25 protein-coding genes are annotated in these 24434 nt (G+C 35.5%); 8 read left to right on the forward strand and 17 right to left on the reverse strand.

Going from position 1 to position 24434, the window contains the following annotated elements:
- Positions 1-813: 813 nt before the first annotated feature.
- The 3 genes from AMET1_RS00015 to AMET1_RS07840 form a co-directional block, all read right to left on the reverse strand.
- Positions 814-1278: a hypothetical protein gene (locus AMET1_RS00015; RefSeq protein ID WP_086636440.1), complete on the reverse strand. Its 465-nt coding sequence runs from the start codon at positions 1276-1278 to the stop codon at positions 814-816.
- Between the two features lie 100 nt (positions 1279-1378).
- A complete protein-coding gene (locus AMET1_RS00020; RefSeq protein ID WP_086636441.1) occupies positions 1379-4303 on the reverse strand; it encodes an N-6 DNA methylase in 2925 nt (974 codons plus the stop codon).
- A gap of 291 nt (positions 4304-4594) precedes the next feature.
- Positions 4595-4756 (reverse strand): hypothetical protein, encoded by a 162-nt coding sequence (locus tag AMET1_RS07840; protein WP_161490681.1) that lies wholly within the window; start codon positions 4754-4756, stop codon positions 4595-4597.
- 99 nt (positions 4757-4855) lie between these two features.
- On the opposite strand from AMET1_RS07840, the gene AMET1_RS00025 reads away from it, so the two are divergent.
- Together AMET1_RS00025 and AMET1_RS00030 are read left to right on the forward strand one after the other, a co-directional pair.
- Positions 4856-5617, forward strand: a complete 762-nt coding sequence (locus AMET1_RS00025) for a hypothetical protein (RefSeq protein WP_086636442.1) — start codon at positions 4856-4858, stop codon at positions 5615-5617.
- 26 nt (positions 5618-5643) lie between these two features.
- Positions 5644-6003, forward strand: coding sequence for a DUF4870 domain-containing protein (locus tag AMET1_RS00030; protein WP_086636443.1), 360 nt, complete (start codon positions 5644-5646; stop codon positions 6001-6003).
- Between the two features lie 611 nt (positions 6004-6614).
- On the opposite strand, the gene AMET1_RS00035 is transcribed toward AMET1_RS00030, so the two are convergent.
- The 6 genes from AMET1_RS00035 to AMET1_RS00060 form a co-directional block, all read right to left on the reverse strand.
- Positions 6615-6797: a hypothetical protein gene (locus AMET1_RS00035; RefSeq protein ID WP_086636444.1), complete on the reverse strand. Its 183-nt coding sequence runs from the start codon at positions 6795-6797 to the stop codon at positions 6615-6617.
- Between the two features lie 247 nt (positions 6798-7044).
- Positions 7045-7305, reverse strand: a complete 261-nt coding sequence (locus AMET1_RS00040) for a hypothetical protein (protein WP_086636445.1) — start codon at positions 7303-7305, stop codon at positions 7045-7047.
- A gap of 163 nt (positions 7306-7468) precedes the next feature.
- Entirely contained in the window at positions 7469-8407 is a 939-nt protein-coding gene (locus AMET1_RS00045; RefSeq protein WP_086636446.1) for a hypothetical protein, read from the reverse strand.
- Positions 8408-8419: 12 nt separating this feature from the next.
- Entirely contained in the window at positions 8420-8905 is a 486-nt protein-coding gene (locus AMET1_RS00050; RefSeq protein ID WP_086636447.1) for a hypothetical protein, read from the reverse strand.
- 415 nt (positions 8906-9320) lie between these two features.
- The gene (locus AMET1_RS00055) at positions 9321-10232 is read right to left on the reverse strand and encodes a tyrosine-type recombinase/integrase (protein WP_143406772.1); all 912 of its coding nucleotides are present in this window, start codon (positions 10230-10232) and stop codon (positions 9321-9323) included.
- Between the two features lie 393 nt (positions 10233-10625).
- Positions 10626-11228: a DUF4013 domain-containing protein gene (locus tag AMET1_RS00060; RefSeq protein ID WP_086636449.1), complete on the reverse strand. Its 603-nt coding sequence runs from the start codon at positions 11226-11228 to the stop codon at positions 10626-10628.
- A 283-nt stretch (positions 11229-11511) separates the two neighbouring features.
- Between AMET1_RS00060 and AMET1_RS00065 the strand changes: the two genes are divergently transcribed.
- From AMET1_RS00065 to AMET1_RS00075, 3 genes are all read left to right on the forward strand, one after another.
- A complete protein-coding gene (locus AMET1_RS00065) occupies positions 11512-11967 on the forward strand; it encodes a hypothetical protein (RefSeq protein WP_143406773.1) in 456 nt (151 codons plus the stop codon).
- 183 nt (positions 11968-12150) lie between these two features.
- Positions 12151-12342 carry a hypothetical protein gene (locus tag AMET1_RS00070; RefSeq protein WP_086636451.1) on the forward strand — a complete coding sequence of 64 codons (192 nt, stop codon included), beginning with the start codon at positions 12151-12153 and terminating at the stop codon, positions 12340-12342.
- A 392-nt stretch (positions 12343-12734) separates the two neighbouring features.
- Positions 12735-13349 carry an ABC transporter permease gene (locus AMET1_RS00075; RefSeq protein ID WP_236629418.1) on the forward strand — a complete coding sequence of 205 codons (615 nt, stop codon included), beginning with the start codon at positions 12735-12737 and terminating at the stop codon, positions 13347-13349.
- 67 nt (positions 13350-13416) lie between these two features.
- Here the strand turns inward: AMET1_RS00075 and AMET1_RS00080 are convergent, their stop codons facing one another.
- Complete coding sequence (locus tag AMET1_RS00080) at positions 13417-14610, reverse strand: ORC1-type DNA replication protein (RefSeq protein ID WP_086636453.1); 1194 nt, start codon at positions 14608-14610, stop codon at positions 13417-13419.
- Positions 14611-14814: 204 nt separating this feature from the next.
- Between AMET1_RS00080 and hisH the strand changes: the two genes are divergently transcribed.
- A complete protein-coding gene (gene hisH, locus AMET1_RS00085; protein WP_086636642.1) occupies positions 14815-15426 on the forward strand; it encodes an imidazole glycerol phosphate synthase subunit HisH in 612 nt (203 codons plus the stop codon).
- 137 nt (positions 15427-15563) lie between these two features.
- Positions 15564-16472, forward strand: a complete 909-nt coding sequence (locus AMET1_RS00090; RefSeq protein ID WP_086636454.1) for an NAD(P)/FAD-dependent oxidoreductase — start codon at positions 15564-15566, stop codon at positions 16470-16472.
- Positions 16473-16582: 110 nt separating this feature from the next.
- Here the strand turns inward: AMET1_RS00090 and AMET1_RS00095 are convergent, their stop codons facing one another.
- Together AMET1_RS00095 and AMET1_RS00100 are read right to left on the reverse strand one after the other, a co-directional pair.
- Positions 16583-17011 carry a chemotaxis protein CheW gene (locus AMET1_RS00095; RefSeq protein ID WP_086636455.1) on the reverse strand — a complete coding sequence of 143 codons (429 nt, stop codon included), beginning with the start codon at positions 17009-17011 and terminating at the stop codon, positions 16583-16585.
- Positions 17012-17025: 14 nt separating this feature from the next.
- Positions 17026-18942, reverse strand: a complete 1917-nt coding sequence (locus AMET1_RS00100; protein WP_086636456.1) for a methyl-accepting chemotaxis protein — start codon at positions 18940-18942, stop codon at positions 17026-17028.
- A gap of 204 nt (positions 18943-19146) precedes the next feature.
- On the opposite strand from AMET1_RS00100, the gene AMET1_RS00105 reads away from it, so the two are divergent.
- A complete protein-coding gene (locus tag AMET1_RS00105) occupies positions 19147-19977 on the forward strand; it encodes a deoxyribonuclease IV (RefSeq protein ID WP_086636457.1) in 831 nt (276 codons plus the stop codon).
- 129 nt (positions 19978-20106) lie between these two features.
- On the opposite strand, the gene AMET1_RS00110 is transcribed toward AMET1_RS00105, so the two are convergent.
- The 5 genes from AMET1_RS00110 to AMET1_RS00130 all read right to left on the reverse strand — a co-directional run bounded on the left by AMET1_RS00110 (position 20107) and on the right by AMET1_RS00130 (position 24085).
- Positions 20107-20490, reverse strand: coding sequence for a PLDc N-terminal domain-containing protein (locus AMET1_RS00110; RefSeq protein WP_086636458.1), 384 nt, complete (start codon positions 20488-20490; stop codon positions 20107-20109).
- 75 nt (positions 20491-20565) lie between these two features.
- Positions 20566-20961 carry an FxsA family protein gene (locus tag AMET1_RS00115; protein ID WP_086636459.1) on the reverse strand — a complete coding sequence of 132 codons (396 nt, stop codon included), beginning with the start codon at positions 20959-20961 and terminating at the stop codon, positions 20566-20568.
- A 194-nt stretch (positions 20962-21155) separates the two neighbouring features.
- A complete protein-coding gene (locus AMET1_RS00120) occupies positions 21156-22556 on the reverse strand; it encodes a glutamate synthase-related protein (RefSeq protein WP_086636460.1) in 1401 nt (466 codons plus the stop codon).
- Complete coding sequence (locus AMET1_RS00125) at positions 22557-23192, reverse strand: GltB/FmdC/FwdC-like GXGXG domain-containing protein (protein ID WP_086636461.1); 636 nt, start codon at positions 23190-23192, stop codon at positions 22557-22559.
- Entirely contained in the window at positions 23189-24085 is an 897-nt protein-coding gene (locus AMET1_RS00130) for a hypothetical protein (RefSeq protein WP_086636462.1), read from the reverse strand. Before AMET1_RS00130 ends, AMET1_RS00125 begins: the two co-directional genes overlap by 4 nt.
- Positions 24086-24434: the final 349 nt, after the last annotated feature.

The following is a 24434-nucleotide window of genomic DNA, read 5'->3' on the forward strand; positions in this document are numbered from 1 at the left end:
GGGGTTTATTTTGGATTGAGGGTTCTAATCTGTTTCTAGCTATAACGAGTTGGTTTTCTAGGAATTTGGAGAGGTTGAAGCCGTATTCTTTTGCCCATTGGTGTATTTCTTCATCTATTCTAATGGTTGTTTTCTTCTTAGGCATTTGCCTTACACATGTCTTAGTTGTATGGCGTTTTCCATATTCCTGTCTTTCTTACACTGTCACCTCTGATGGAGCTAAAACATCTAGAAATAAACGGTTATATTAAATCCAGGACTGATTGTAATTCTCTTATCTTGAATAGAAAGCTCTTAGTAATAAGTCTTAATACTATTTTTACGAAGAAGTTTTAAGGGTTTTTATTGGTCTGGTCTAATGAAGATCTCCTAAAAAAGGTACACCCTTCTGGCCGAATGAAACAGAGAAAAACCTCATTAAACCACATAGGCAATGCTTACCCCATGTATATAACGGCCAGATATTATAACCACCCCCTCCACTCCTAAACAAAACAAACAACAACAAACACAGAAAAGGGGATGCACTGGCCCCTCCAATGCTAAACTATAAAAGTCTATTAAGAATGGCTTAACATTAAAAACAGGGATCCATCCTCTAGTAATCTATAGAAAAGGAATACTATCCCCTCTTTCCTTATACTATGGTTTTCTTCTCCCTTGTTTTCTATACAATTGCTGGGGTCTCTGGGTTTTTGTTGGTTTACTGTAAACTCACCCTCTTTATTGTATTTTTTAGTTAGTGTGGAATTTCTTGGATTGTTTCTGGTTTTTTGAGAAGAAAAGTAATTATCTAATATCGTAAATATTTTCTTAGATTATGATTGCAGTAGTGGACAATATTATAGCTATTAGGGAGATAACAAGTGCAGTTTGATTTATTATATCTCTCCGTCTATTTGAGATTATTCGTTCTACAGTTACGTCTCTTTCTGATATTTGATTTCTATTTTTTTCCAATACGGGTCTGAATTTCCCTACAGACTTACCTATTACTTCTTTTGTACTTAGGTTTCCATTGAACCTATTTGATTTTTCAAATTCGGATATTGTATGGCCGGACTTTAGAACTAGTTCTATATCTTTTGACAATTTAGAATGTTTATTTTGTAGCCTATTTAACTGCTTTCTAGATTTTCTTAAGCTCCATATTTTAGGTTTAGTTTTAATTGCTTCTTGACGTAGCTCTATAAGATCATCTTGTAATTCTTTCCATGCTGTTAATAACTTTAAAATTTCTTTTTCAGATTTTTCAAGCTCACCATCAGAAGAAGACATCAAAATACACCGAAATCAATTAATTTTTAAAACTTTATAAAGATTTTTTACAATAAACGAGGGAAAGCCGAGAAATACAACGATTATTTAACTTGGAAAATCAAAAATCACCAAGTTCTTTTTGGCTTTTATCTTCCCCTATTATTTCAGCACCTTCCAACTCTATTCCATCTTCTAAATCTGAAACAAGTTCCCCGACATCAGTTCCTTCTCTCCTAGCTTTAGATAAGGTTTTAGAATAGTTATATATCTTTTTATTTATATCATTTAAATCAAAAGGTTTTAAAACAACTGAATCAAGCTCCTTACTCTTTATTCTATCTTTTTTAGAGAGAATTAATATCTCGTTCCTTATATTTTTTGCTTCCTCCTTCTTAATTTTTCTAGGGTCAAGAATTGGAAGATCTTCTGTTTCGTAAACGGCCATCTCGTTCAAGCCTGCATTCCATCTTCCATGAAGTTCTCTAAAAAATCTAATTAAAGAAGAATTTAAAATACCAGCTAGGACTTCCCTAAAGCTAGAATTAATTTCATATGCTCTTTTATCTACTACTAATCCTTCATTTAAACATGCAAATAATCTTTTTCTACAACCTGCTGGGAACATTATATCCGGTTTTCTAAGTTCTCCTAGATTGAACCAGCATTTATTTTGTTTTCTGTATTGGAGGCAGGTTGGTCTTTTGTGTGGAGGGTTGTAACGACCCCAATCCTTTTCCCACATTGAAAAAACGATATATCCAAAAATGTTTTCATAACCTTCTTCATCTAGTTTATGAAGAATATACTCTTCTTCAGAGCTAATCTCTTTTAAATCAGCTTTCGGGGGCAGTTTTTCCTCATCTAACTCTATTCCCTGAATTCTTGAAGAATCTATATCTTTAAACTTTTCTTCAACAAAATCATTTAGGTCTATCACTAGCCTGTCAGTATCATCTTTTGTAAATAAAACTGAATCTACTTGCTTGATAGATTTAGCCAATGGAGTGAGAAATCTAGAATCTATCCCCCATTCCTCTGCTTCCTCTTCAGTTAAATAGAAAAACTTATTTGCACCAGAAGTTATGCCCCTTCTTACTTCAGCTATTTCTTCTAGTGTAGTTATTTTTTCATGGTTCAGTAATTTCCAGTATATAGGGGGTGCGAATAGAAATCTATTCCATTTCTCTGTGCCTCTTAATTCTTTTTGTTTTTTTGTTAAAAGTCTGTATTTTTGTTTTTCGTGGAGTATATTGGATTCATATGTTGTCTCAATTTTATCGATAATTTCGTTGATTTCCATTGGTTCTTTTATTCGTAGGAATTTTACAATATTAGAATTTGTTTTGTCTTTTGATTTTTCTAGTATTGTTATGCAGGTGGGTACTAATGGATCTTCAAAGACTTTTTTGCTAAAACTTATTATTGCTTTTATTTTGAAGTTGTCTAAGAAGAAATCTTGTAGGTCTTCCCCGTATCCTACAGTTAGCCATTTGTCTGAAGTTATGAAGCCCATTCTCCCCCCATTTTTGAGGAATTGAAAGGAATGTGTGAAGAAATAGCTATATATGTCAGATCTTTCATTAAATTTTTCATAACCTAAGTCTTTCAAGTGTTCTCTTACCCTTTCTTTGTCTGGAATCTTTTCTTGTCTGATATATGGTGGGTTTCCTATTACTGCATCGACTTTGTTAGGTATTTTTGGTTGATGGGTTTCCTCGGATCCCCGTATACTAGCTCTTTCATGGACTATTCTTACCTGTCCGTCACTTTTTTGAACATTGAAAAAGTCTTCTACTTCTACATTTACTTCTCTTGTTTCTGTTGAAAGGTTTTGTAAAGCTAAATTTAATGCAGTAAGGTGAGCTGGAAACCTATTTATGTCTATTCCATATAATTGGTTTAAAATTCCTTGATGGGTTACAGGATAATAGTTTTCTTTTTTCAGATTTTTAAGGCGATTGTAAGCATTGATTATAAAGGTTCCACTTCCACATGCTGGGTCTAAAATCTCATCCGTTGGGTTCTTTATCGTTAGTTTAGTGATTAATTCAGTTATAGTGGGAGGAGTATAGTACTGACCTAATGCGTGTCTTTCACTTGGGGGGATTATTTCCTCGTATATGTGTCCTATGGTATCATGCTTAAATTTATCTAAATCATAGGTTTCTAATTCTTCAAGGAATTCTTTAACTTCTATTTTTGCTCTTTCTGTTAAATGTAGTTCGTCAAAAATTGGTTCGTGTTCGTAAACAGCTTCAAAATCAACTTTCTTTATAATTTTATCAAAAGCTTTCCGTCTTATGTCTGGTTTCACTAGTTCTTCTAGCTTCAAATCAGGCATATCGTGGCTCGTGTCTTCAAGAATTTTATAGAAAAGAAGTTTGTTCATTAATAAGTATGCAGATTGCTGTGTATACCTTTCTTTAGCTTCATTTTCTGGGATATCCCAGCCTTGTTCTTCTACCCAGTCTACAAATCTGTTCTGAAAACCTTGATTTTTATCTAATTTGAATTTTAATGAAGATTTAAGTTCATTTAACAACCTCTTATGGAAAGTTTTAAGTCTTTTTATAATTTTTTCTCTTTTTGGCTCCCATTTTTCTTCTTCTTGACTTAATGCAGCAAGTTGTTTTAAAAATTCAGATGCAAATTTTCTGATGTTTTTAACTTCGTAAGCTTTGCTTCTTCTATCTAACAGGTTTTTTCCTCTCTCAAACGTTTGAAATAAAACTAACTGTCTACCATTGTATGTAGCAAAATATTCAGCTCCTATCTTAAAAGCATAATTTGCTGCTTGCTCAATTACTTTAGGAGAATAAGGATCTAAATTACGGTTTCCATCCCCGGAATCTGGTCTTTTAGCTTCAATAACTAAGAAGGGCTCTTTTCTTTCAGTAAATACAACAATATCTGCATAACCACCATTAACGTTCAATTCAGGTACTGAATTCTCAAACTTCATTCCATTGAATTGATTATGCTGGTCTATCGCATTTTGTATATGCCTTTGTAATTCAAAATGTATCTCGGCTTCAGAACTCAAAGATTACCCACCAAATAAACAATTTAAAATTCTATATATCATTAAATTTCATTAAGTACTTTAAAATTATTTATCTGTTAATACAAATAACCAATCCTACAAACAATTTAATTTTATCATATTTAGAATCTGATTTGGAGTTTTTTCTGGGTTTTAGAGATGTTTAGAGAGGGGAGAAGGAGGGGGAGTGAGTTTAGGTTTATGGTTTTGGTTGTGGTGTTTGTTTGGTGTTGGGGGAGTTAGGGTGTCTTAAGTTTTGATTTCTGTTGGATGGATATCTTTGTTCTGAGATTACTTTGGATTTGGTGATTTGAATTCATTACTTATACTTTTTCCCCTTTCTTCCAAGGGTTCTTCTGGATTTGCATCGTTTAGTTTGCTGTTATCTAGGTTTCTTGTTGTTTCCTCTGTGTTTATTGCGGTAATTAGGTGGGGTGTCGCTTGTTTTTTCATAGGGTTTATATTTTAAAGTATTAAATTTTCTAGTGTAAGGTTGATAAATCCAGGTAGAGATGGCTTTCAGGCTGTTTTTACTTGGGATGGAGGAAGGATATGAATAGAAAAATACTTTTGGCAACTATCGTTTTGTTGATAGCTACTTTGGCTGTTGCTGGCTGTGTTAACGGTGAGGGTCCTGGTGATATAGAGGTTCCCGGCGAATACGATAAAGAGTTTGAAGGAGAGGTTGGTGAATATACAGTAACACAGTATCTTGTTGATACTGAAGATGCGGAAGCAGTTACAGAGGAACTTCAAGAAGCAGCTGAAGATGCTGGTTGGGAAGTAATGGCAGAATGGGAAGTAACTGTCCCCGGCTATGACATAGGAGTAGGACTCGAAAGAGACAATGAATTCATGGGTATACACTCCACTGTCCAGAACGGCCAGACACTAGCAACAGTAATAACAGGTCCACTTGAAGAAAATGACGTCAACAATGACAATGACGTCAACAATGACAATGATAATGATCAACCCCCTACTCAGGATGTGGATGGTGAAGATCTAGAGGATGTGCCCAGATATCCTGGTGCTGTTTTAACCTATCATTGGACGGGTGAATGGACGGTGAATGATGAGGAATACTTAGCAGCTGACCTAGATTACTTGGCAGAAGAAGATGCTGAAACAATATCCGATTGGTACGAAGGTGAACTACCAGACTATGGCTGGGACATTCAAACAACTGTTTCAGAAAACGGTGAGTATTTCATTTATGCAGTTGATGAACCCATTGAACTAGGAATAACCATCACACCAAGCGATGAGTACGAAGGATACAGTGAAATAGACATTAAATATGGGGACGTATAAACATGGTTGTAGGTGTTGATTGAGTTATGGGTGAGACTAGTATTGGTTTGGATGAAAACATTGCTGGAGCCCTTGCCTACCTATTGGGGTTTGTTACAGGTGTGATCTTGTTGTTTATGGAGAAGGACAGTCAGTTTGTCAGGTATCACGCAGCACAATCCACAGTGATTTTCGGTGGACTCTTCGTTCTAGCGATCTTATTTAGTGTAATATCAACGGTGTTAGGGTTGGTTGGACTAGGAATCATAACTTTAGTGTTATGGTTGGTAGGCATAGTTGTATGGCTATTAGCCCTAGCTTTATGGCTATACCTGATGTTCACAGCCTACAAAGGAAACAAAACCAGGATACCGGTGGCAGCAGGACTAGCAGAAAAACTACTGTAAGTAGGACGACCGTTTCCCAATCTAACGCTGACACAAGATAGTAGAATGAAAATGGTTGAGGGGGAGAATAAACCCCTTAACCAAAAATATTTTTTAATTTTGAGTCTCTGGTTAGTTTTTTCTCAGTTGGTTTTTTGACTTTTTATGAATGTTTTATGGGTTTTAGAGGTGTTTAGAGGGGAGAAGAAGAGGGGTGAAAGTTTAACTTTAGAGTTTTTTAGGGTTTTTTGTGGTTTTGTTTTTTTCTTTCTATTTTATTTTAGATTTTGTTGGGATCTTTGGTTTGTTTTTTAGCTGTAAAGACATATAGTTTATTTAAAAAACCTGAAGGAGATGAGCTGAAACTAGATTTTAAGATATTGATAGAAACTAAAGCCAGTAGATCTGAAAAGATTAACGATTGCTAAAAAGATACCTAAAAATCTGGGTATTGAATTATATTTATTAAGGGATAGGATAGGTACTAAGTGAACATTTTTGGTGTTGGCTCCCCCTTCTGGTTTTTGGTTGTGGGGTTTTTTTGTGGGGGAGCTTCTGGCTCTGTTTTAGTAGATATTGGCTTTTATAAAGTTGTTTTTTTAGGTTTTTGTTAGGATTGTTTTAAGTATTTTTTAACCGTTTCCGTTGTTGGCTGGTGCATCAGTTAATGCGTCTTTAGCGGCTTCAGGCAGTTCTACTCCTTTTGACTCGAGGAATTCGATTAGTACTTCTGGGTCTTCTACTACACCGGATTCAATGAGTAATACTATGGCTTCTATTGCTTCTTCTTCAAAAGGTATTCCGGCAAAACTCATACTCTTCCCTCCTTAATTTGATTTACTTTTTGTTTTTATTAATTTTTTCGAAATTATTGTGAATTAGGTTTTTTTTATCTAGATTTACCCATCAAATTTTTGTTTTTTGTTGGGTTGTTTGAAGTTCCGCTTTTTTCTTTTAGGTTTTCCTGGGTTTCAGAGATGTTTAGAGAGGGGAGAGAAGAGGGGGAGAAGAAGGGGGAGAAGAAGGGGGGTGGGTGGTTTTAGGTGTAGTTTGGTTTGTTGTTTATAGTTCTGCTAATATGAATGCGGGGCTTAGGTGTTCCAATATTTCTTCTGTTGGTCCGGGGAAGCATTCAAGGTGATATGATTTTTTGGGGCTCTTTTCCCCTATTACTAAGTATACGGTTTTTGCTTCTATTTCCTCTTTACATTCTTGGCATATGGGGTTTATTGGGGTTTGTATCAGATATTGATTGGCATAGAATTTAACGCCTTCTATCGTTCCCATCTCTTGTTCTATAAAGCTAGCATCACTTAAAGACATATTATCACCTCCATTTATTTTTTTAAGATGTTGGTGAGCTGGTGAACTTTCTGTATATCTTGGATCTGTTTATTTGGGTTTTAGAAAAGTTCACATTATTAATGCTGTAAATTTGGTTTATGATGTGTTTTTTAGCCTTTGGTTGTATTTAATGGTTAATTTTCTAGATTATTTGTGAGAGTTTATCTTTGATGGTTTCTGAATATTTTCTTAGGTTCTTCTGGAGTGTTTTCTCACTATCAATAAATTCACCACAGTTTATGTGGTGTATGTCTTCATCAAGCCAATCCTCTATATCTTTTTCCGGAACCCCAAATGTAATAACTATCTTATAATCCATGTCATCACGAAACCTACTATTAATTTGATTCTCAACATGTCTCTGGGCTAAATTACTTCCCCACCCTTCAACATTCCAGTTTTTCACTTCTATGTAACCCTCTGAAGAGTTTTTATTGAAATTAAATGAAAAATCAAGATTCTCGCCATCATGGATAGATCCTGTAAATAAAAATTCATCTATAATCCCATCTTCTTCCGCATCTATCAAGGATGAAGAAACAACTCTTTCACCCCTTAAACCTTTGATTTCATCTTCCTCTTGTTCATCGTCCACTCGTTTATAGATAGCATGTAACAAATCAGGTTCCCTTATGTTTTCCAACAGTTGCAACCTAATTTCAAAAGAACAAGAATAATCAACATCCTCTAAAGAATCAGAAACAGGTTCCTCTAAAACAACCAAAGGAAGAAAAACATTCTCATCCATGTTACATTTATTACCTTTATAATAGACCCCTCTGATTTTTATAACCTTTTTTACTTTGTCGTGTTCCTTGAGCTTCTCATTTATTTTCTTTGGATCCTTTGGTAGGTTTAATTTGTATTTATAACCCTTAATTTGACTTTCGGATATATCTGGGTATTTATTTTCTAAGTGTTTATAGACATTATTCCAAGTTGGCTTTGGTTCACCTTTTGGCTCCTTTGTTCCTTCTATGTGAGGGTAAAATATTATTAACTCTTTCTTTATTTCTTCCTCATACCTATTCCTTCTTCTATTTTTTTTATTTAATACTAATTCAAAAAATTCTGTACTCATTTATGAATCAACTCACTTATTTTTAAGAGCATATTTGATTAAATTTAGTAGATACTCTATGTCTTGGTTATTCAATCTGATTTTAATTCTTTTGTAGGCGTTGCTCCATCCATCTTCTTCTATTCTATTTTCATAGTCAACCTCTTCTGGGAATTGGATTTTTTTTAGGCGAACTGTTACTTTATTAGCTTTTGGATACCCTATCCAAGCTAAACCATTTCCTCTTTTAATTTCTGGGTGGTAGAAGCTAACCATGGTTTCATCAACTTTAAACTCTACTTCATTATCTAGAAATTCTATTTGTTTTATTAACTCGATGAATTTCTCATTATCTACCGGTATATTTTCGAATTTATCATCCGATTTTTCTTCTCCTAATAAATTGGAGTGTCCTGATTCTTCTATTAGTCTTTTGATGACATCATCGGGGGTTTCGAAGGTGCTTCCTAATTCACCGATAGCTTTTTTCGTTCTTTCAGAGATTCTAATAGTTGGCATAATATCACATATATATTATTTTGTTTTCTTTATCACATAGTAACATTAGTTTTACAGATATATAAAGCTTTCGTTTTTAAAGTTAGTTATAATAAATTAAAAAAAGAATTTAAAAAGCTTTGATAGTAAAAAAAAGACTTATAAAAATAAATATAGACTAAAAAATTTAAAAAAATAGTATAAAATTAAATTTGTTATTTATAGATATTATCTAGGATAGTTGTAGATATTATCTAGAAAAAATCAAGGGTGTCTATTAGGGATACTGTTCTAGTATTACCCTATAGTTATTATTGTATATATACTAGTTTTTCTTCCTTCTCTTTCTTTCTCTTTGTTCCTTTTGTTTTTCTTGGTTGTTCTTTTGGTGTGGGTTATCAATTTCTTTGGTTTTTCTGGTGGTGTTTTTTGTTTTCTATTGTTCTGTTATTTTGAGGTTTGCTTTGTCGTATATTTTTTTGAGGTTTTCTGGGGTTTGGTTGTTGTAGTTGGTTAGGTCTATGGTTCCGAAGTGTCCCATTAGCATTTCTTTTATTGATGTTGGGAGTCCTTGTCTGTCCCATTGTTGGCTGAAGTATTTTCTGCAGTGTTTGAGTTTGGTTTCTGGTTTTGGGTTTATTTTGTTGGTTAGGGTGTAGATTGTTTTTTTGTTGAATGCTTGGTTTGGGAAGTTCTTTTTATGGTTTTTTAGGTGGGTTTGTGCTTCTTTGTTGAATATGACTGTTCTTTCTTCTCTTGTTTTTGTTTTCTTGGCAGGTAGGTTGATTATTCGGTTCTCCAGGTCTATGTCTTCCCAGTTTAACCTGTAGATTTCCCATGGTCTCATTCCTGAGACAGCTGATAGTATTATTGCTGTTTTTGCTCTATAGAAGTATTTTTGTTCAACATCTACCTCTTTTAGTTTATTGATTAGTTGGATTATGTCTTCTTTATTCACGATTTTCGGTTTCTTCCTCTCTATGGTTGGTCTCTTTATTTTCTTGCCCCATTCTATGTTCTGGTCTTTTAGAAACTGTTTAATCATCTGTATGTCTTTAGTTAAAGTTACATTAGATACTTCTTTTCTTCTATTATCGATGTATTCGGTTATGTCAGTTAGTTTACAATCCCAGTTGACAGTTTCCCCAAATCGTTTTAGACCATTCTTTAACTCTTGTATTCTTAGGTCACTTCTTCCTGAAGCCTTTAGCCTATTTAAAAACTCTTGTATATCGGATTCAGAGAAAATAAAACGGTTTTTTTCGATTTCAATCCTTCTTTGGTCAGGACTTAAGATCCTGTCCCGCAGGGGTTCGCGAGTTCGAATCTCGCCCCCCGCACTAAACACATAAAAACTTCTTATTTTTTAATAAATTGTAAATAGAAAACTCCAACCTATTTATACGCATAAATCAAATAAACACAAAAAATCTTTTTTTATCTTTCAAAACCCATTCAGGTTGAAAGACCGTATAACAATAGCTTTTAAAGAATCAGATGTTCTACGTGTGATGATCAACTTGACGTCGAGTTTATTTCATCAGTCAAAATCGCTGTGAAGGTTATATCCCAACACAGCGCCAACTCCATGACCCAGATACGTCCTGTCAAGATATGACGGGGCGGGGGCTACAGATGACATATCCCAAACTGGAAATGAATTGGAGGCGAAAACTCAATGAGTCCAGAACCTTCTAATACCACTGAAGAAAACCCGCACCTTCATACATTTAGGAGAATGTTACATTTGACCTACTAGTCTCCCATAAACTATTAATTCATATATGATTATTGCAGGAACCAATATCCATCCTATTATCGTTACAGCTAATGAAGCCTGTAAGACACCGAATAGTAAAGGTATTACTATCAAGACTAATACTGCAATCTTTAGGTATTTAAGGCTGTAAGCTGTTCTTAATATTTTTTTAATTTGAAACGCATCCTTTATCATCCCTTTTTTGCTGAAATGATAGAGTATGGAGGGTGATAAATACATTAAACCAAAGTATGCAGGAACTATTAATATCCAGAATATCATTAAACCTGCAATACGGTGCACCTCTGCTGATAAGGCCATTAAAAACATAAGAAACACAAAAAACAGAAGATACGTTATAATCACGCCTGAAAACTTTAATCCTCTTACAAATAGACTTTTATAGTCTCTAAAACGGGTTACTTTATTTCCACAGGATGTATTTTTTACAGTTCTGGTCAGAAATCCTACTAAAATAAACACTGGTAGTATAAATATTGAGGCTAATAGTAGTAGAGAACCTATTGTTAGGGTTATAAGGGTATTTTCACTCCTTAACGGATACTTTAATGCATCAATAAACATACAAACGGTTTATAATTCGAAATATTAAAAAAATTTTTCAGTTGTTTTATTTTTGATTGAGGATTTTTGAATTATTTTTAACTACTATATAACTTTTTTTAATTTTTTGATTATTGTTTATTTTATATTGTTTTTGGATTGGATATCCTGTTTCTTTTTTTAGTTTTGTGGTTTTTTAGCCGTATGTTATGTTATTTTTTGTTTTTGTGTTATTTTTTGAATACAAATGCGAAAAACTTATTTATTACAAATTAAATTTAAAATAATCAGGTGTATTTGAATTATGAAGAAGACGCATCTACTTGCCATAGCAATGGTACTGCTAATGGCTGTATCCGTAACAGGATGCATGGATGAAACTGAACATGAAACTGTATGGAACATAGAGGTAGAGACATTTGACATACTGGATAGAGGGGCAGACGAAGAGGTCATACTTGACCATCATATAGACCACTGGCATGGTGATCCACTAGAGATAGAGTTAGGTGATAGCTACTCACTTGGTGCATTTATAGAAGATGTAGATGGTGACGAAATTGATTTGTCCGATGACTATGAACTTCGTGCTGCATATGGACAGGATGCTGAGGATGCAGGTATCGTATCAATAGATAACCATGGAGACCATGTACACGTAAATGGTGAAGAAGAAGGAGAGACCGAGATAGTGTTCCAGATAGTTGATAACAATATTGTCGAATACCAAACAACACCACTCACAGTAATTGTTGAATAAAAACGGTTAGGAAACATCCCTAACCCACCACCTCCCTTTTTTTATTCATCTTCAGTTTCCGTAATATACATTTTTTAAAACCATTTTTTGATAGATAAAGATAACTTAAAAGGTTAATAAGATATCGATAATCTATTTCTACAATGTAACCATATACTTAATTAAAATAATTAGGTGTAATTTATGAATGAAGAATCTAAAACTGGGAAAATAAAAGTCAGTATAAACCAAGATGTAGATATCGATATCGATATTAGTGAGCGATTGATGGAGATTATTGAGAAAGGAGTCGATTCCCTTCCTGAAGCAATAGAGATGATGGGTAAACAGGCCGAGATGGCTGAAAAAGCTATAGAGCAACAAGGTAAAAAATAATCAAGCAATCCCCTCTATATCTCTTAAGCAAGACATCTGGTTAGGAGGGGATTTAAAACTTATTTGGGGTGTGAAGTTCTTTTCCTCATGGAACGAATGTGGAGTTAGGTTGGGGATGGATCACCTGAACCAATAAAAAAAGTTGTTGAGGAAGTTGCCTTATGGAGTATGACTATGAATAGGAGTTACNTACAACGCAGCACAGAATATTTTAGGTAAGGGACTTACCGAAGTTACGCCTGCGGAGACTGCAACCTCTACAGACAACAAACACCAGATTCAGTTCTGTGATGTATCTGCAAGTTGCGTCATCGAAACAGGAAACCCCTTCCACCTCGAAGCATAGCTGAGAGATGGTAGCGGGTAGTTCACTGTCTTTTTTCGATCTATTGATGTTCTCTATAATCATAATATCAGTTTTATATGCATCTAGATTTATAGCAGGTGAAAAAACCCAAAAAACACTACAGTTATTAGTTTCAAGGCCCGTTAAAAGATGGAAAATAATAATTGGGAAATATATATCCTTTATCGTTCTTTTCATTCCCTTATTGGTTGGAAGCGTTATTTTAATGGCTATTTGGATTGATATTATAGATATTGGTAGGTCAGGTTGGGATGTGTTTTTCAGTTACGTAGCCGCTACAATGATATACTCATTTGTATACTCATCGATAGCAACCTTATTTTCAACGATATCAAAAAACACAACTACCGCTGCTCTAGGTTCGTTCATCTTTTTAGTTGGATGGGTAATAATAGATTTCTTGACTATATACATGCCTGAGGAGACAGCTGAGATAATAGAGCATGTGTCTTTAGCACACCATGCAAATGAGATATTAGGGTATATCTCAAATGGTGAGGCCGCAATATTTGCTGCTGGGGGGATTCCTGCAGACCCAGGTACACAGGGATTCCTGTACTCACTAATCGTGATTATAACACTGATTATACTACCGATATTGCTCGCAGTCTTAGTTTTCAATAGAATGGAAATCAATTAAAACCAGGTTTTAGTATTAAAAATAGTTTTTTTAACTTCAGTTGTTATTAACGCGTTTTTTTAGGTTTTTATTCATGTTTTAGGATTGTGTTTATGTGTTTTTCTATTTCTTGTTTTAGCATGTTTGCGGGTATGTCGGGTAGTGATATCTGGGTTGTTCGACCTCTTTTTCCTTTTCCGCTTAGTGATGTGTCGATTACTCCCATGTTGTTTAGTTCTTGTATGTAGTGCCAGAACTGGGTGTATCTTCGGGGTTTGATGTTGTGTCCTTCACATATTATTTTGTAGTTTTCTTCTACTTCACCTGTGGTTACGTATGCTTTGTTGCTGTTTTGTAGTAGTTGTGCTATTGAGAGTAATACCATTAGGTGGTTTTTGTTCATATCGTTGAATAGTTCTTTTCTCATGTAGGGGTGTATTTCTGCTTTGGCCCATCTTACGTGTTCTGGTACGACTGTTTCGTCTCCTTCTGAGTCTGCTTTTTTACCTGCTTTCCATAGTAGTTCTATCGCGAATCTGGCATTTCCCCATTCGCTTGCTATGTCCGATATTAGTTCTATTGTTTCAGTTGTTACTGTGTTTGGGTTGAATGCGAGTTTTATCCTTTGATTTAAGATTGTTGTGAGTTCTTTTTGGTTGTATTCGTTTAGGTTTATTATGTTTCCTCTTAATGTGCTTTGGGTGCTTTGGTCTAGTTCTTCTCTGAAGTTTGGATCTCTTGCTATGTATATCACTGATATTCGGTTTTCGTAGTCGCCTAATGAGTCATCGGACATGCGTGATAGGTTGTATAGTATATCGGGACCGCTTTTTTTTATGAGGAAGTCTATTTCATCCATAGCTATGACTAGGTATTTATCTCTGATTTCTAGCATGTTGAATAGTGCTCTTAACATCTCTTCGACACTGTATCCACGTTCCGGGAACCGTTTGTCATAGTTTCTAAGTACCTTAATTAATGCAAGGGAACCGGTGTTGTGTTTTCTGCAGTTTACGTGTACATAATTGAATCCGCGGCGTTTTTCTAGCATTTCGCCAAATTTTTTAGCCATTACTGTTTTTCCAGTCCCTACTTTACCTGTGATTAAGGCGCTTTGAGATGACCCCACTCTTTCTTCTATAACGTCTCTAAAGAGCCTAACTAGATACCTAAGTTCTTCTTCCCTTTCAGGCAGGTTTTCAGGTACGTAGTCAAAATAAAGTGGTTTTTCTTTTTTGAATACCGTAGGCCTGCTGAGTTCGTCTTTAATTATATCATTCATATTTTATCGCCAAGTAGATCCTTCTTGGCACAAAAACCGTTTTAAGATGGATTATTTTTTACTGTATAGTTTTTATGAATTGCCTTGTTTATATTTCCTTTTAACCATACTAAGTTCACATTGGATAATACTTTTGTTTTTATGTTTTACATTTTTTTTCTGTTTTTCAGAAGTTTGTTATTTGTTTAGGATGATATATTGTTGATGGCTGATATCTCTATTGTTGATTATGGTTTAGGAAACCTACGTAGTGTTGTTAAGGGGTTTGAGAAGGTTGGTGGTGAAGTTGAGGTGGTTGGTGATGTGGGTGGTTTAGTTGGTTCTAAAGCTGTTGTCATTCCAGGTGTAGGTGCTTTTGAAGATGGTATCCAAAGATTGAGAGAATTAAACTCTGTTTTATACCAACTAATTGAGGATGATGTTCCAGTTTTAGGCATATGCCTTGGTATGCAAATGTTGTTGACACGTAGTTTTGAAGGCCAAAACTGTGTTAATGGTTTAGATGTTATTGGAGGAGATGTTGTTCGTTTTGAAGGAGATTTAAAAGTGCCTCATATGGGTTGGAGCAAGGTGTTCCCATGTAAAGAACATAAAATATTAAATGGTGTTGAGAATGGTTCGTATTTTTATTTTGCACATTCTTATCACGCCGACTTGAAATATAGTGAAGACATATTGGCTGAATCAAAATATAGCTTTAGCTTTCCTGCTGCAATCTCAAAAAGAAATGTAGTTGGTCTCCAATTCCATCCTGAAAAATCTGGAAAAAAAGGCTTAAGAGTTTTGAAAAATTTCCTAGAGATATCAAGGAAATAACTCCAATTGATTTTTTATTTGTTTTGGAAAGAAAGATGGTGGCAGTTTAGCGACTAAAATAAAGTAAATTTATTTGTTTGAACATAGATTATTTAAGTTAGTTTAGTTTTTTGTTGTAATTGTTTTGGTGTTTATTTATGAATGAAAAAAGGAAGTTTGACGTATTAGTGATTGGAGGAGGTCCGGCGGGTTTAACTGCTTCTATTTACACTTCGAGGGCTGATTTAACCACAGCTGTTTTTGATAAGGGCGATAATACATTGGATAAAGCAGAGGTTATTGAAAATTATTTTGGTTTTGTTGACCCAATCTCTGGATCGGAGATATTGGGGAGAGGTAGGAAACAAACTAAGAAGTTTGGTACTGAGATATTTGATTTAGAAGCCTTATCCATCTCTATAGATGATGGCTATACGGTTGAAACTGTAGATGGAGAGTTTAAGGGAGATGGTTTGGTTCTGGCTACGGGAGTTCAACAGAAAAAACCAGATGTTGAGAATTTAGGTAGTTTTGAAGGTAAGGGTGTTAGTTATTGTGTAGTTTGTGATGGACCTTTGTTTAGGGATAAAAAATGTGCAGTTCTTGGTTCAAAGGATTATGGAGTTAAAGAAGCCCTTAAACTGAATGAATACACTGACTATGTATCTCTATTAACCGATGGAAAGGAGGTTGACGCAGACCAACGATTGATTGATCGGTTGGATGAAAATGGAATTGAAGTTATTACAGATCCAGTTACAACTGTTTTTGGAGACCAATTGCTTGAAGGAGCTATCGTAGGAGATGAAGAAATGGAGTTAGATGGCTTATTCATTGCTATCGGTACCAGTGGAACGCTCGATTTCGCATTAAAACTTGGTATAGATATCGAGGATGGGTTTATCCAAACTAAAGATGATCTTTCAACCGGTCTACCAAATATGTACGCAGCGGGTGACTGTACAGGTGGAGAGAGACAGGTTTCACTAGCAGTTGGAGAAGGTACAGAAGCAGCTTTGAATTTAATCGAAGACTTAAAAGGTGAAAGTAACCAAGATTGGGGCTAGATTTAATTTTATCCAATCTGATATAGTTTAATTTTTTTAAGAAAATATAGGGGGTGGGGGGGGATATTGTTTTTGATCCCCGTTTTTTGGGGATCAAAATTTTTGTTTTTTTAGTTTGTGTTTGTTCCGTTTTGGGTTTCTGGTGGTTCTACCCAGATTACGAAGTCTCCGTCTTCTTTTATTACTCCTTTTACGTTTTCTGTTTTTATTGGGTCGTCGACTTCTTTTTCGGTTATCTGTCTTACTTGGTGTACTTCGTCTACGATCCATCCTATGTTGTCGTCGCTGTCTTGGTCGGCACCTTCGAATACGATTATTCGTTTGCCGTTTTTTTCGTTTTCTAGGTCGAAGACGATTTTTGGGTTTATTATTGTGGTTGTTTCGCCTCTTAGGTCCATTACTCCTTCTATGTGGGTGGGTGTGTTCGGTATCTGTGTGAGGTCGCCTTTGTCTACGATTTCTGCGACGTAGTTGAGGTCTACGCAGTATCTTTTGTTGTTTAGTTCGAACTCTATTACTTGTGTATCGATTTCGGTCATCGTTTATCACTTTTTTATTCTAGTTTGAATTCTTCAAGGGTTTCTCGATTGCTGTCTGCTCTTTCTAGTGTGTCTTGTGCTATTTCGGCTATTTCTTGTACTGCTTCGTTTTGTTCTTCTACGCTGCTGTTGATTTGTTGTATTGCTGCGCTTATTTCTTGGCTGAGTGCTGATGCTTCTTCTGCTACTTCGCTTACTTCGCTTGTGTTGTGTGCTTGTGATTCTGTGGCTTCAGCTATTTCGTCTATTCCTTGGCTTATTTCTTCTACCATTTCTTGGATTTCTTCTAGGCTGTTTGCTCCTTTTTGAACTGCTTTTATGCTTTCTTCGACTTCTTTGTTTGTTTCTTCTATTAGTTTGGCGTTTTCGTTGGTGAATTCTTGTACTTCTCTGATTATTTCTTCTATTTCTTGTGCTGATTCTTGTGAGTCTTCTGCTAGTGATTTTACTTCGTTTGCGACTACTGCGAATCCTTGTCCTTTCTCTCCTGCTCTTGCCGCTTCTATATTTGCGTTTAATGCTAGTAGGTTGGTTTGTTCGGCTATGTTTGAGATTACGTCTGTTATCTCGCTGACCTCAGCCATCTTCTCCTCAAGCTCTCTGATGTTTTCAACGTTTTTATCTGTTACTTCGTCTAAGTGATATATTTTATCTATTGCTCCTTCTGCTGCTTCTACTCCTTCTTTGCTTATTTTTGTTGCGTTGTCAGTTTCGGAGTTGATTTGTTGGGCGGCTGATGTGATTTCTTGTATTGATGATGAGAGGTTTGATATGTTGTTTTTCATTACCTCGGATTTCTCAACCTGATCGTCTATTCCACTACCTATTTGTTGTCCTGAAGCACTTATTTGGTCTATAGAGCTGGCTAGTTCCTCTGTTGAAGCACTCATACTTTCACTGTCTTCTGTAAATTTCATTGCGCTTTCTTTTGCTTCAGATAATGCGTCCTGTATTGCATCTAGACCTTTATTGATGTCCTCGTGAAGTGATTTGTCAGCTTCAAATGCTTCTATAAGTATATCTAGGTCTTTTTCTGGTTCTGGGGTTTCTAGTCTAACAGACATGTCGAGCTGCTCAAATTTCTCAAAAACCCTTTCGTATTCATCGTTTATCGTATTCCAGTATTCTTGAATTGCTTTAAGTTCTTTTAGTTTTTCTTTTGTTTCTGTTATGTCATTGATTACTTGTACAGCTCCTGTTAGGTTTCCATCGTTGTCTTTTATAGGTACTGCTGTACTTATCACGTGGTATAGGTCTCCTCGAACTTCTACGTTGTCTCTTGCCTCAGTTACTTCTTGGCGTTTTTCGATTGCTTTGTCTGCAACGGATTCATGGCCTCCACTTATCTCCGGGAATTTTTTCCCTACTGCTTCTTCTTTGCTGCAGTCGATGTATTCGGCCATCTTGTTGTTCCAGCGTGTTATTTTGTGGTCTGGATCGACCATGAACATTGGTACGGGTGCTTTTTGGAATAGGGCGTTTATTTCTTTTTCTTTTAGTTTTCGATCTGTTATGTTTTCTGCGTATTCTACTGCACCGACTATCTCTCCGTCATCGTTTCTTACTGGAGCGCCTGTGTATTTTATTGGAATCTGTTTTGTTGGTGATGGATGCCATACGTTTTCATCTGTTACATCTTCACCTGATTCCATTGCTCGTTTTGGGGCACAGTTTTCTGAGTTACAATGTTCTGTCTCAAGTAGGTTGTAACATTTTTTTCCTATGCATTCTTCAGGTTCCATCCCTAGTTTTTTAGCGCCTGATGGGTTTATGTAATCGACGTTGAAATCTTTATCAATTGCTAAAACGGTTTTTGGAATACTTTCTAGATAATTGCTTTCGTCTACATCACTTTTTGATTGAACGGACTTAACTTCGGATTGGCTGGCGAAACTTTTGACACCAAGTATTGAAAGAATCTTTTCTAACATATCTATCTCCTTAAATTTTCTATCTATGATTTTTCATGCCTACCAGTAAATAGATTCCCTTTGAACTAGGTATCTAGCTATATAATTACTGGTATTTGTTATATTCTAACTTTGTGAAGCATCTTATATTTAAGTGATGGGGTTGAGAGGTGGTTTTGAAGTTTGGAAATGGTTTTAATGTGTTCTGAGGTTTAAAGTTACTGTATGCTTAGGGTTGGTGTTCACGTATCTATATCTGGTGGTATATACCGTTCGTTTGATAGGGCTAAAGAGTTGGATTGCAATTGCTTTCAGATTTTTTCCCACTCACCTAGGAGTTGGAAGTTCAATCTACCGGGTAATGATGACTCTGAGATTTTTGTTGAGAAATCGAATAAGATGGATATCGAGCCTTTGGTGATACATGGTTCTTATCTAGTTAATCTAGCAACTCCAAAGGAAGGTTTAAGGGAGAGGTCTATTGAATCTACTCAAAAAGAAATCGAGCTATCTAATGAAGTTGGAATAGATTATGTAAATATACATCCTGGAGCCCACACAGGTATTGGAGAAAAACAGGGATTAAACAATGTAGTTAGCTCAATAAACGAAATACAGGGTCTAGATAACACAGAATTATTGATTGAGAATACATCTGGTAGTGGTACAAAGGTCGGATATACGTTTGAACAGATAGAGGAGTTAATTGAACGGGTTGACGCAGACATAGGTGTAACTTTGGACACCTGCCATGCATATACCGCAGGATATGACCTTGCAACTAAAGAAGGACTTGAAAAAACCATAGAAAACATTGAAGAAACAGTTGGAATTGATAAAATTAAACTAATACACCTTAACGACTCAAAAAACCCATTGAATTCAACTAAAGACCATCATGAACACATTGGATTAGGTGAGATAGGGGTTAGTGGAATGGAAAGAATAATCAACCACCCAAAATTACGAGAAATCCCCTTTATACTAGAAACACCCGTTGACGAAACACGAGGAGACAAAGAAAACATAGAGGTTGTCAAAAAAATAAGAAACTAAACAAAAAACCAAATAACCAAAACCCTATAAATTCAAATTAAATCCAAATAAATCAGATTTAATTAAACTATAGGCCCGGAAAGGATTTTGGAGTTTGTATCTAAGTATTCTGTTCTTTTTCTTTTGTTTTTATTGATTAGATTCGTTTGGCTCTTTTTTTGTTTCTATTGTTTTTAGTAGTTTTTTCTTCTTTTCTATGTATTCTTCTTCTGTAATGGCGCCTTCTTCTTTAAGTTTGTATAGTTTTTCTATTGTTTCGATTACCTCTGATTCGTTTGGCTCTTTTTCTTTTATTATTGTCTTTTTTTCTTTAACGACTAGTAGGTAGTATAGGATCGGTACTATGATTGGTATGGTAAAGGATAATAGAATCCATATTATTTTTTCTAAAGTCTCCATTTTTGGTTGTTTTGTTATTGAGTCGTAAGCAACCCATATTGCTAGAATTAATGAAATTATTGGGATGGAAAAGCCTAGTATCAGGATAAAAGGTATTAAAAATATTTCAAACATATATAATTCTATATTTCTTTCGTTCTTAACTTATTCGGTTTTTTTGATTTGTTTTGTTTATATGGGGGGATTTGGTTAGGGATATTTTTCTATGTGTATGTACCCTTGTTTGGTTTTTTTGTTCACGTACTTTGATATTGCTTTCTTCAGTATCGGTCTTGTTATTGGTATGAGCAGTAGGAACCCAGCAATGTCTGTTAAGAACCCTGGTGTTAGGAGTAATCCCGCCCCTAATAGTATCATTAATCCATCCATTATTGGGTTGGATGGTGTTTCTCCTAGCATTGTTTTTTCTCTGAATTTCTGTAGGGTTTTCAATCCCTGCATTTTAGCTAGGCTTCCACCAAGTATACCAGTTAGTATTACTATTGCTATTGTTTCTAAGGTCCCGATATAACTTGCTACTTGTAGTAGTACTAGTAGGTCGAGTAGGGGAACTGTAACAAATATTGCTATTATTTTTAAGAGCATTTTTTCACTGTATGTATGTTGGCTTTGATGTTTTGTAGTCGATTTAGATTAAATTTGTGGTTTTTGATACAGAGTTTCAGTTATCTTTGGTGTATCCTTATCTATTTTTAGTCAATTATCTGTTGGTTTTTGTATGGTTTGTTTTGTTGTTTGGTATATTTTTTGTTGGGGTTTTTTGTGTTTTTTGGTGTTTTTTATGGGCCTGGGGTTTTTAGGCCGGTGATTTGTGCGGCTTCGGTTGTTAGTGCTCTTAGTGTATTTTTTTCTAGTTTGTTTATGTCTGTGTTTCCTGCTTGTTGAGTTAGTGCTATTACTTCGTCTGTTATTGTGTTTAGGTAGTTTGTGAGTTTTTCACCTGCTGTTTTTGGGTTTAGTTTTTTTCTGGTTTTTGGGTTTTGGGTTGTTATTCCTTTTGGGCATTTTCCTGTGTGGCAGTTGTTGCATTGGTTGCAGCCTATTGCTATCATTGCGGCGGTTCCTATGTAGCATGCGTCGGCTCCGAGTGCTAGTGCTTTTGTTATGTCTGCTCCGTTTGTTATGCCGCCACCTGCTATTAGTGAGACTTTTTGTTTGTATCCGTTTTGTTTTAGTGCGGTTGCTGCTTCTGCTATTGCTGGTAGTGTTGGTATTCCGGCGTGTTCTATTACTATTTCGGGGCCTGCTCCTGTTCCTGCTTGCATTCCGTCTATTGCTATTGCGTCTGCTCCGGCTTTTGCGGCTATTGCTACGTCTTCTTTGACTCTTCCGGCACTGAATTTTACTATGATTGGTTTTTGGTGGTCTACTATTTCTCTTAGTTGTTCTATTTTCATTTTTAGGTCTTCGGGTCCGACGATGTCTATGTGTCTTGAGGGACTTAATGCATCTGAGTTTTCTGGTATTCCTCTTATTTTTGCTATTTCTGGTGTTATTTTGTCGCTTGATAGGTGTCCGCCCATTCCGGCTTTGGCTCCTTGTCCGATTTTTATTTCTATTGCTTCGGAGTTTTTTAGGTAGTTGGATGAAACTCCGAATCTTCCGGAGGCGTATTGGCTTATTAGTTTGTTTGCTGTTTTTCTTTCTTTGGGGTGCATTCCGCCTTCACCGGTGTTTGTTGCGGTTCCTGTGTTGTTTGCTGCTATTGCGAAGGCTATTTTTGTTTCGATGCTGATTGCGCCGTAGCTCATGGCTGGTAAGATTATTGGTATGTCTAGTTTTAGTGGTTGTTCTGCGTATCGGTTTCCTATTGTTACTTTGGTGTTGCATTCTTCTCTGTATTTGTCTATTGGGGGTCTGGATATTTGGGCGGGGAGTATTGTTATGTCGTTGAATGTTGGGTGTCGTGTTTTTGCTTTTCCACCTCTGATGAGGCAGTGGTCTGTCTTTGTTTTTTTACGTATTTGTGTTATGTTGTGGTTGGTTGTTTGGTTTGTTTTTATTTTGATTGCGTTTTGACTGCATGTTTCTATGCATTCTTTACATTTTATGCATTTTTCTGGATGGGTTTTTGGTTTGTTTTTTCCTTGTGTTAGGGCTTTTTCTGGACATTTTTTTATGCATTGTTTGCAGTTTATGCATAGTTGGGGGTTTATCATTATCTCTGGTTTATTTTTCATTTATCTGTCTCCTGGGATTATTTTTTTGAATGAATGGTCTTTCTCTGTGTATTGGTTTTTAAGTGTTTTTTTGAGGTAGTCTATGTCTTTTTGGTTTGGTTTGGTTTGAACTGCGTTTTTGCCGAGGCTTTCTATTTCTCCTTGACAGTATATTTCGCCACCGATCATTGATTCTCCTGTTTTATCTCCGAGGTCTCCTAGTACGGTTATCTTTCCACCCATCATGTAGAGTCCTGTCATGAAGTCGCTGTTTCCTTTTATTAATATCTCTCCGTTTTTCATTATGCTGCCTGTTCTGGATCCGGCGTTTCCATTTATTATTAGTTTGCCGCCGTACATTCCTTGTCCAGCTCCGTCTCCAACACTGCCTTTGATTGTTATTTTGCCTGAATGCATGTTGTCTCCGGTTTGGTTTCCTGCGTTTCCATTTACTTTTATCTCTGCTTTTTCAAGCATTGTTCCGAGGAAATAGCCAGCGCTTCCATCTATTGTTATTTTTTTGTTTTTTGTTAGTCCTGCAGCTATAAAATGTTTTGAATTTGGGTTTTTTAGGGTTATATCGTTGTCTGTGTTTTTTATTTGGTTGTTTATTTCTCTAACACTGAGTTTCATGCTGTTGAGGGTTTTATTGGTCATTTTGAGCCACATCCTATTGTTCTGTGTTCTCCAGGTTTTAGGTATTCTATTTCAGCGTCACCTAAAGCTATGTGTATAGCTTGTTCTTCTGATGCGAACGCTGTTACTTCATTTTTTTCTCCAATCACTCCTGGCCGTAGACCTAATGGGTCTTTTGCTATGCCTAACTCGTTTTCTGTGGATATTATGTATGAGTATGGGCCGTCCATGTCTTCTATAGACATTTCTAAGGCTTCGTTTAAACTATAGCCTTCATTGAGTTTGTCTGAAACATAATGGACTATGCATTCTGTGTCGTTGGTTGTATTGAATTCATGTCCTTTGTTTTCAAGTGTTGTTTTTATGTTTTCATAGTTTGTTATCTGGCCGTTATGAACTACAGATATGTCTTTTGTTATGTAGCTTTGGAACGGATGGGCATGGTATCTATCTACGACACTTTCAGTGGAAAACCTCACATGACCGATTCCATGTGTCCCCCAAGTATCTAGGTTATCTACTGTTTTTTTAAGGTTTTTCACAGGCCCTACATCTTTTAGGATATATAGAGAGCCTGCGCTGATTACATTAGAATTATCAATTGTTTTTATTTTGTTTATTTTGTTTTTAAGCGATCTAAAATCAGTTTTTAGTGTCCCTGAATATATTGGGGTGTTGCTTGACTTCATAAATTCTTTTGATAGTGATTTACCTAGAATTGATTCCACTTTACCTATGGAGTTTTCATTTGATTCCACCAGTATATAGTGTGTGTCTTCTTCTTTTTTTCGACCTCCATAGACAGCGATACCTGCTGAATCAGGTCCTCTGTGTTGAAGGGCGTTGAGCATTTTAATTAAAACATTACCCACATCTATTTGATTATTGGAATAAATCCCTGCAATTCCACACATAACACTGCATATTAGGCGTAATTGTTTAAAAGCCTATTTATTAACGTTTAATAAATGATATTATCTTTTGTGATAACAAAGCAGAATGGAACATACCTATACATACTTTTTAAGAACATTCAAAATCGATATAAATAACCAATAGGTTTTTTAGATAAACAGGGATTTATCTCTAAAAAAAAATCTTATGTTAAAGTACCTGTTTTGTCAAAATCAACAGAATTAACATCGGCCTTGAAATTTGTTTCAAAAATAAAGTCTTCCAACAAATCTACCTAAACCCCTTTTAAAATATATACAGTATATTCAACAGTATTTAAAGTGGAGATAGAATGGCTGTTTCTATATA

Origin of the sequence: Methanonatronarchaeum thermophilum, from assembly GCF_002153915.1 — an archaeon.
GTDB lineage: Archaea > Halobacteriota > Methanonatronarchaeia > Methanonatronarchaeales > Methanonatronarchaeaceae > Methanonatronarchaeum > Methanonatronarchaeum thermophilum.

What these genes read in the sequence shown, in the direction of transcription:
- AMET1_RS00075 (WP_236629418.1), top strand. Translation starts at nt 12,735, where the DNA reads ATGTTCTCTATAATCATAATATCAGTTTTATATGCATCTAGATTTATA.
- AMET1_RS07840 (WP_161490681.1), bottom strand. Translation starts at nt 4,756, where the DNA reads ATGAAAAAACAAGCGACACCCCACCTAATTACCGCAATAAACACAGAG.
- AMET1_RS00065 (WP_143406773.1), top strand. Translation starts at nt 11,512, where the DNA reads ATGAAGAAGACGCATCTACTTGCCATAGCAATGGTACTGCTAATGGCT.
- AMET1_RS00025 (WP_086636442.1), top strand. Translation starts at nt 4,856, where the DNA reads ATGAATAGAAAAATACTTTTGGCAACTATCGTTTTGTTGATAGCTACT.
- AMET1_RS00030 (WP_086636443.1), top strand. Translation starts at nt 5,644, where the DNA reads ATGGGTGAGACTAGTATTGGTTTGGATGAAAACATTGCTGGAGCCCTT.
- AMET1_RS00105 (WP_086636457.1), top strand. Translation starts at nt 19,147, where the DNA reads ATGCTTAGGGTTGGTGTTCACGTATCTATATCTGGTGGTATATACCGT.
- AMET1_RS00060 (WP_086636449.1), bottom strand. Translation starts at nt 11,228, where the DNA reads ATGTTTATTGATGCATTAAAGTATCCGTTAAGGAGTGAAAATACCCTT.
- AMET1_RS00110 (WP_086636458.1), bottom strand. Translation starts at nt 20,490, where the DNA reads ATGTTTGAAATATTTTTAATACCTTTTATCCTGATACTAGGCTTTTCC.
- AMET1_RS00115 (WP_086636459.1), bottom strand. Translation starts at nt 20,961, where the DNA reads ATGCTCTTAAAAATAATAGCAATATTTGTTACAGTTCCCCTACTCGAC.
- AMET1_RS00015 (WP_086636440.1), bottom strand. Translation starts at nt 1,278, where the DNA reads ATGTCTTCTTCTGATGGTGAGCTTGAAAAATCTGAAAAAGAAATTTTA.
- AMET1_RS00035 (WP_086636444.1), bottom strand. Translation starts at nt 6,797, where the DNA reads ATGAGTTTTGCCGGAATACCTTTTGAAGAAGAAGCAATAGAAGCCATA.
- AMET1_RS00125 (WP_086636461.1), bottom strand. Translation starts at nt 23,192, where the DNA reads ATGACCAATAAAACCCTCAACAGCATGAAACTCAGTGTTAGAGAAATA.
- AMET1_RS00120 (WP_086636460.1), bottom strand. Translation starts at nt 22,556, where the DNA reads ATGAAAAATAAACCAGAGATAATGATAAACCCCCAACTATGCATAAAC.
- AMET1_RS00100 (WP_086636456.1), bottom strand. Translation starts at nt 18,942, where the DNA reads ATGTTAGAAAAGATTCTTTCAATACTTGGTGTCAAAAGTTTCGCCAGC.
- AMET1_RS00095 (WP_086636455.1), bottom strand. Translation starts at nt 17,011, where the DNA reads ATGACCGAAATCGATACACAAGTAATAGAGTTCGAACTAAACAACAAA.
- AMET1_RS00090 (WP_086636454.1), top strand. Translation starts at nt 15,564, where the DNA reads ATGAATGAAAAAAGGAAGTTTGACGTATTAGTGATTGGAGGAGGTCCG.
- AMET1_RS00080 (WP_086636453.1), bottom strand. Translation starts at nt 14,610, where the DNA reads ATGAATGATATAATTAAAGACGAACTCAGCAGGCCTACGGTATTCAAA.
- AMET1_RS00040 (WP_086636445.1), bottom strand. Translation starts at nt 7,305, where the DNA reads ATGTCTTTAAGTGATGCTAGCTTTATAGAACAAGAGATGGGAACGATA.
- AMET1_RS00070 (WP_086636451.1), top strand. Translation starts at nt 12,151, where the DNA reads ATGAATGAAGAATCTAAAACTGGGAAAATAAAAGTCAGTATAAACCAA.
- AMET1_RS00130 (WP_086636462.1), bottom strand. Translation starts at nt 24,085, where the DNA reads ATGTGTGGAATTGCAGGGATTTATTCCAATAATCAAATAGATGTGGGT.
- hisH (WP_086636642.1), top strand. Translation starts at nt 14,815, where the DNA reads ATGGCTGATATCTCTATTGTTGATTATGGTTTAGGAAACCTACGTAGT.
- AMET1_RS00045 (WP_086636446.1), bottom strand. Translation starts at nt 8,407, where the DNA reads ATGAGTACAGAATTTTTTGAATTAGTATTAAATAAAAAAAATAGAAGA.
- AMET1_RS00050 (WP_086636447.1), bottom strand. Translation starts at nt 8,905, where the DNA reads ATGCCAACTATTAGAATCTCTGAAAGAACGAAAAAAGCTATCGGTGAA.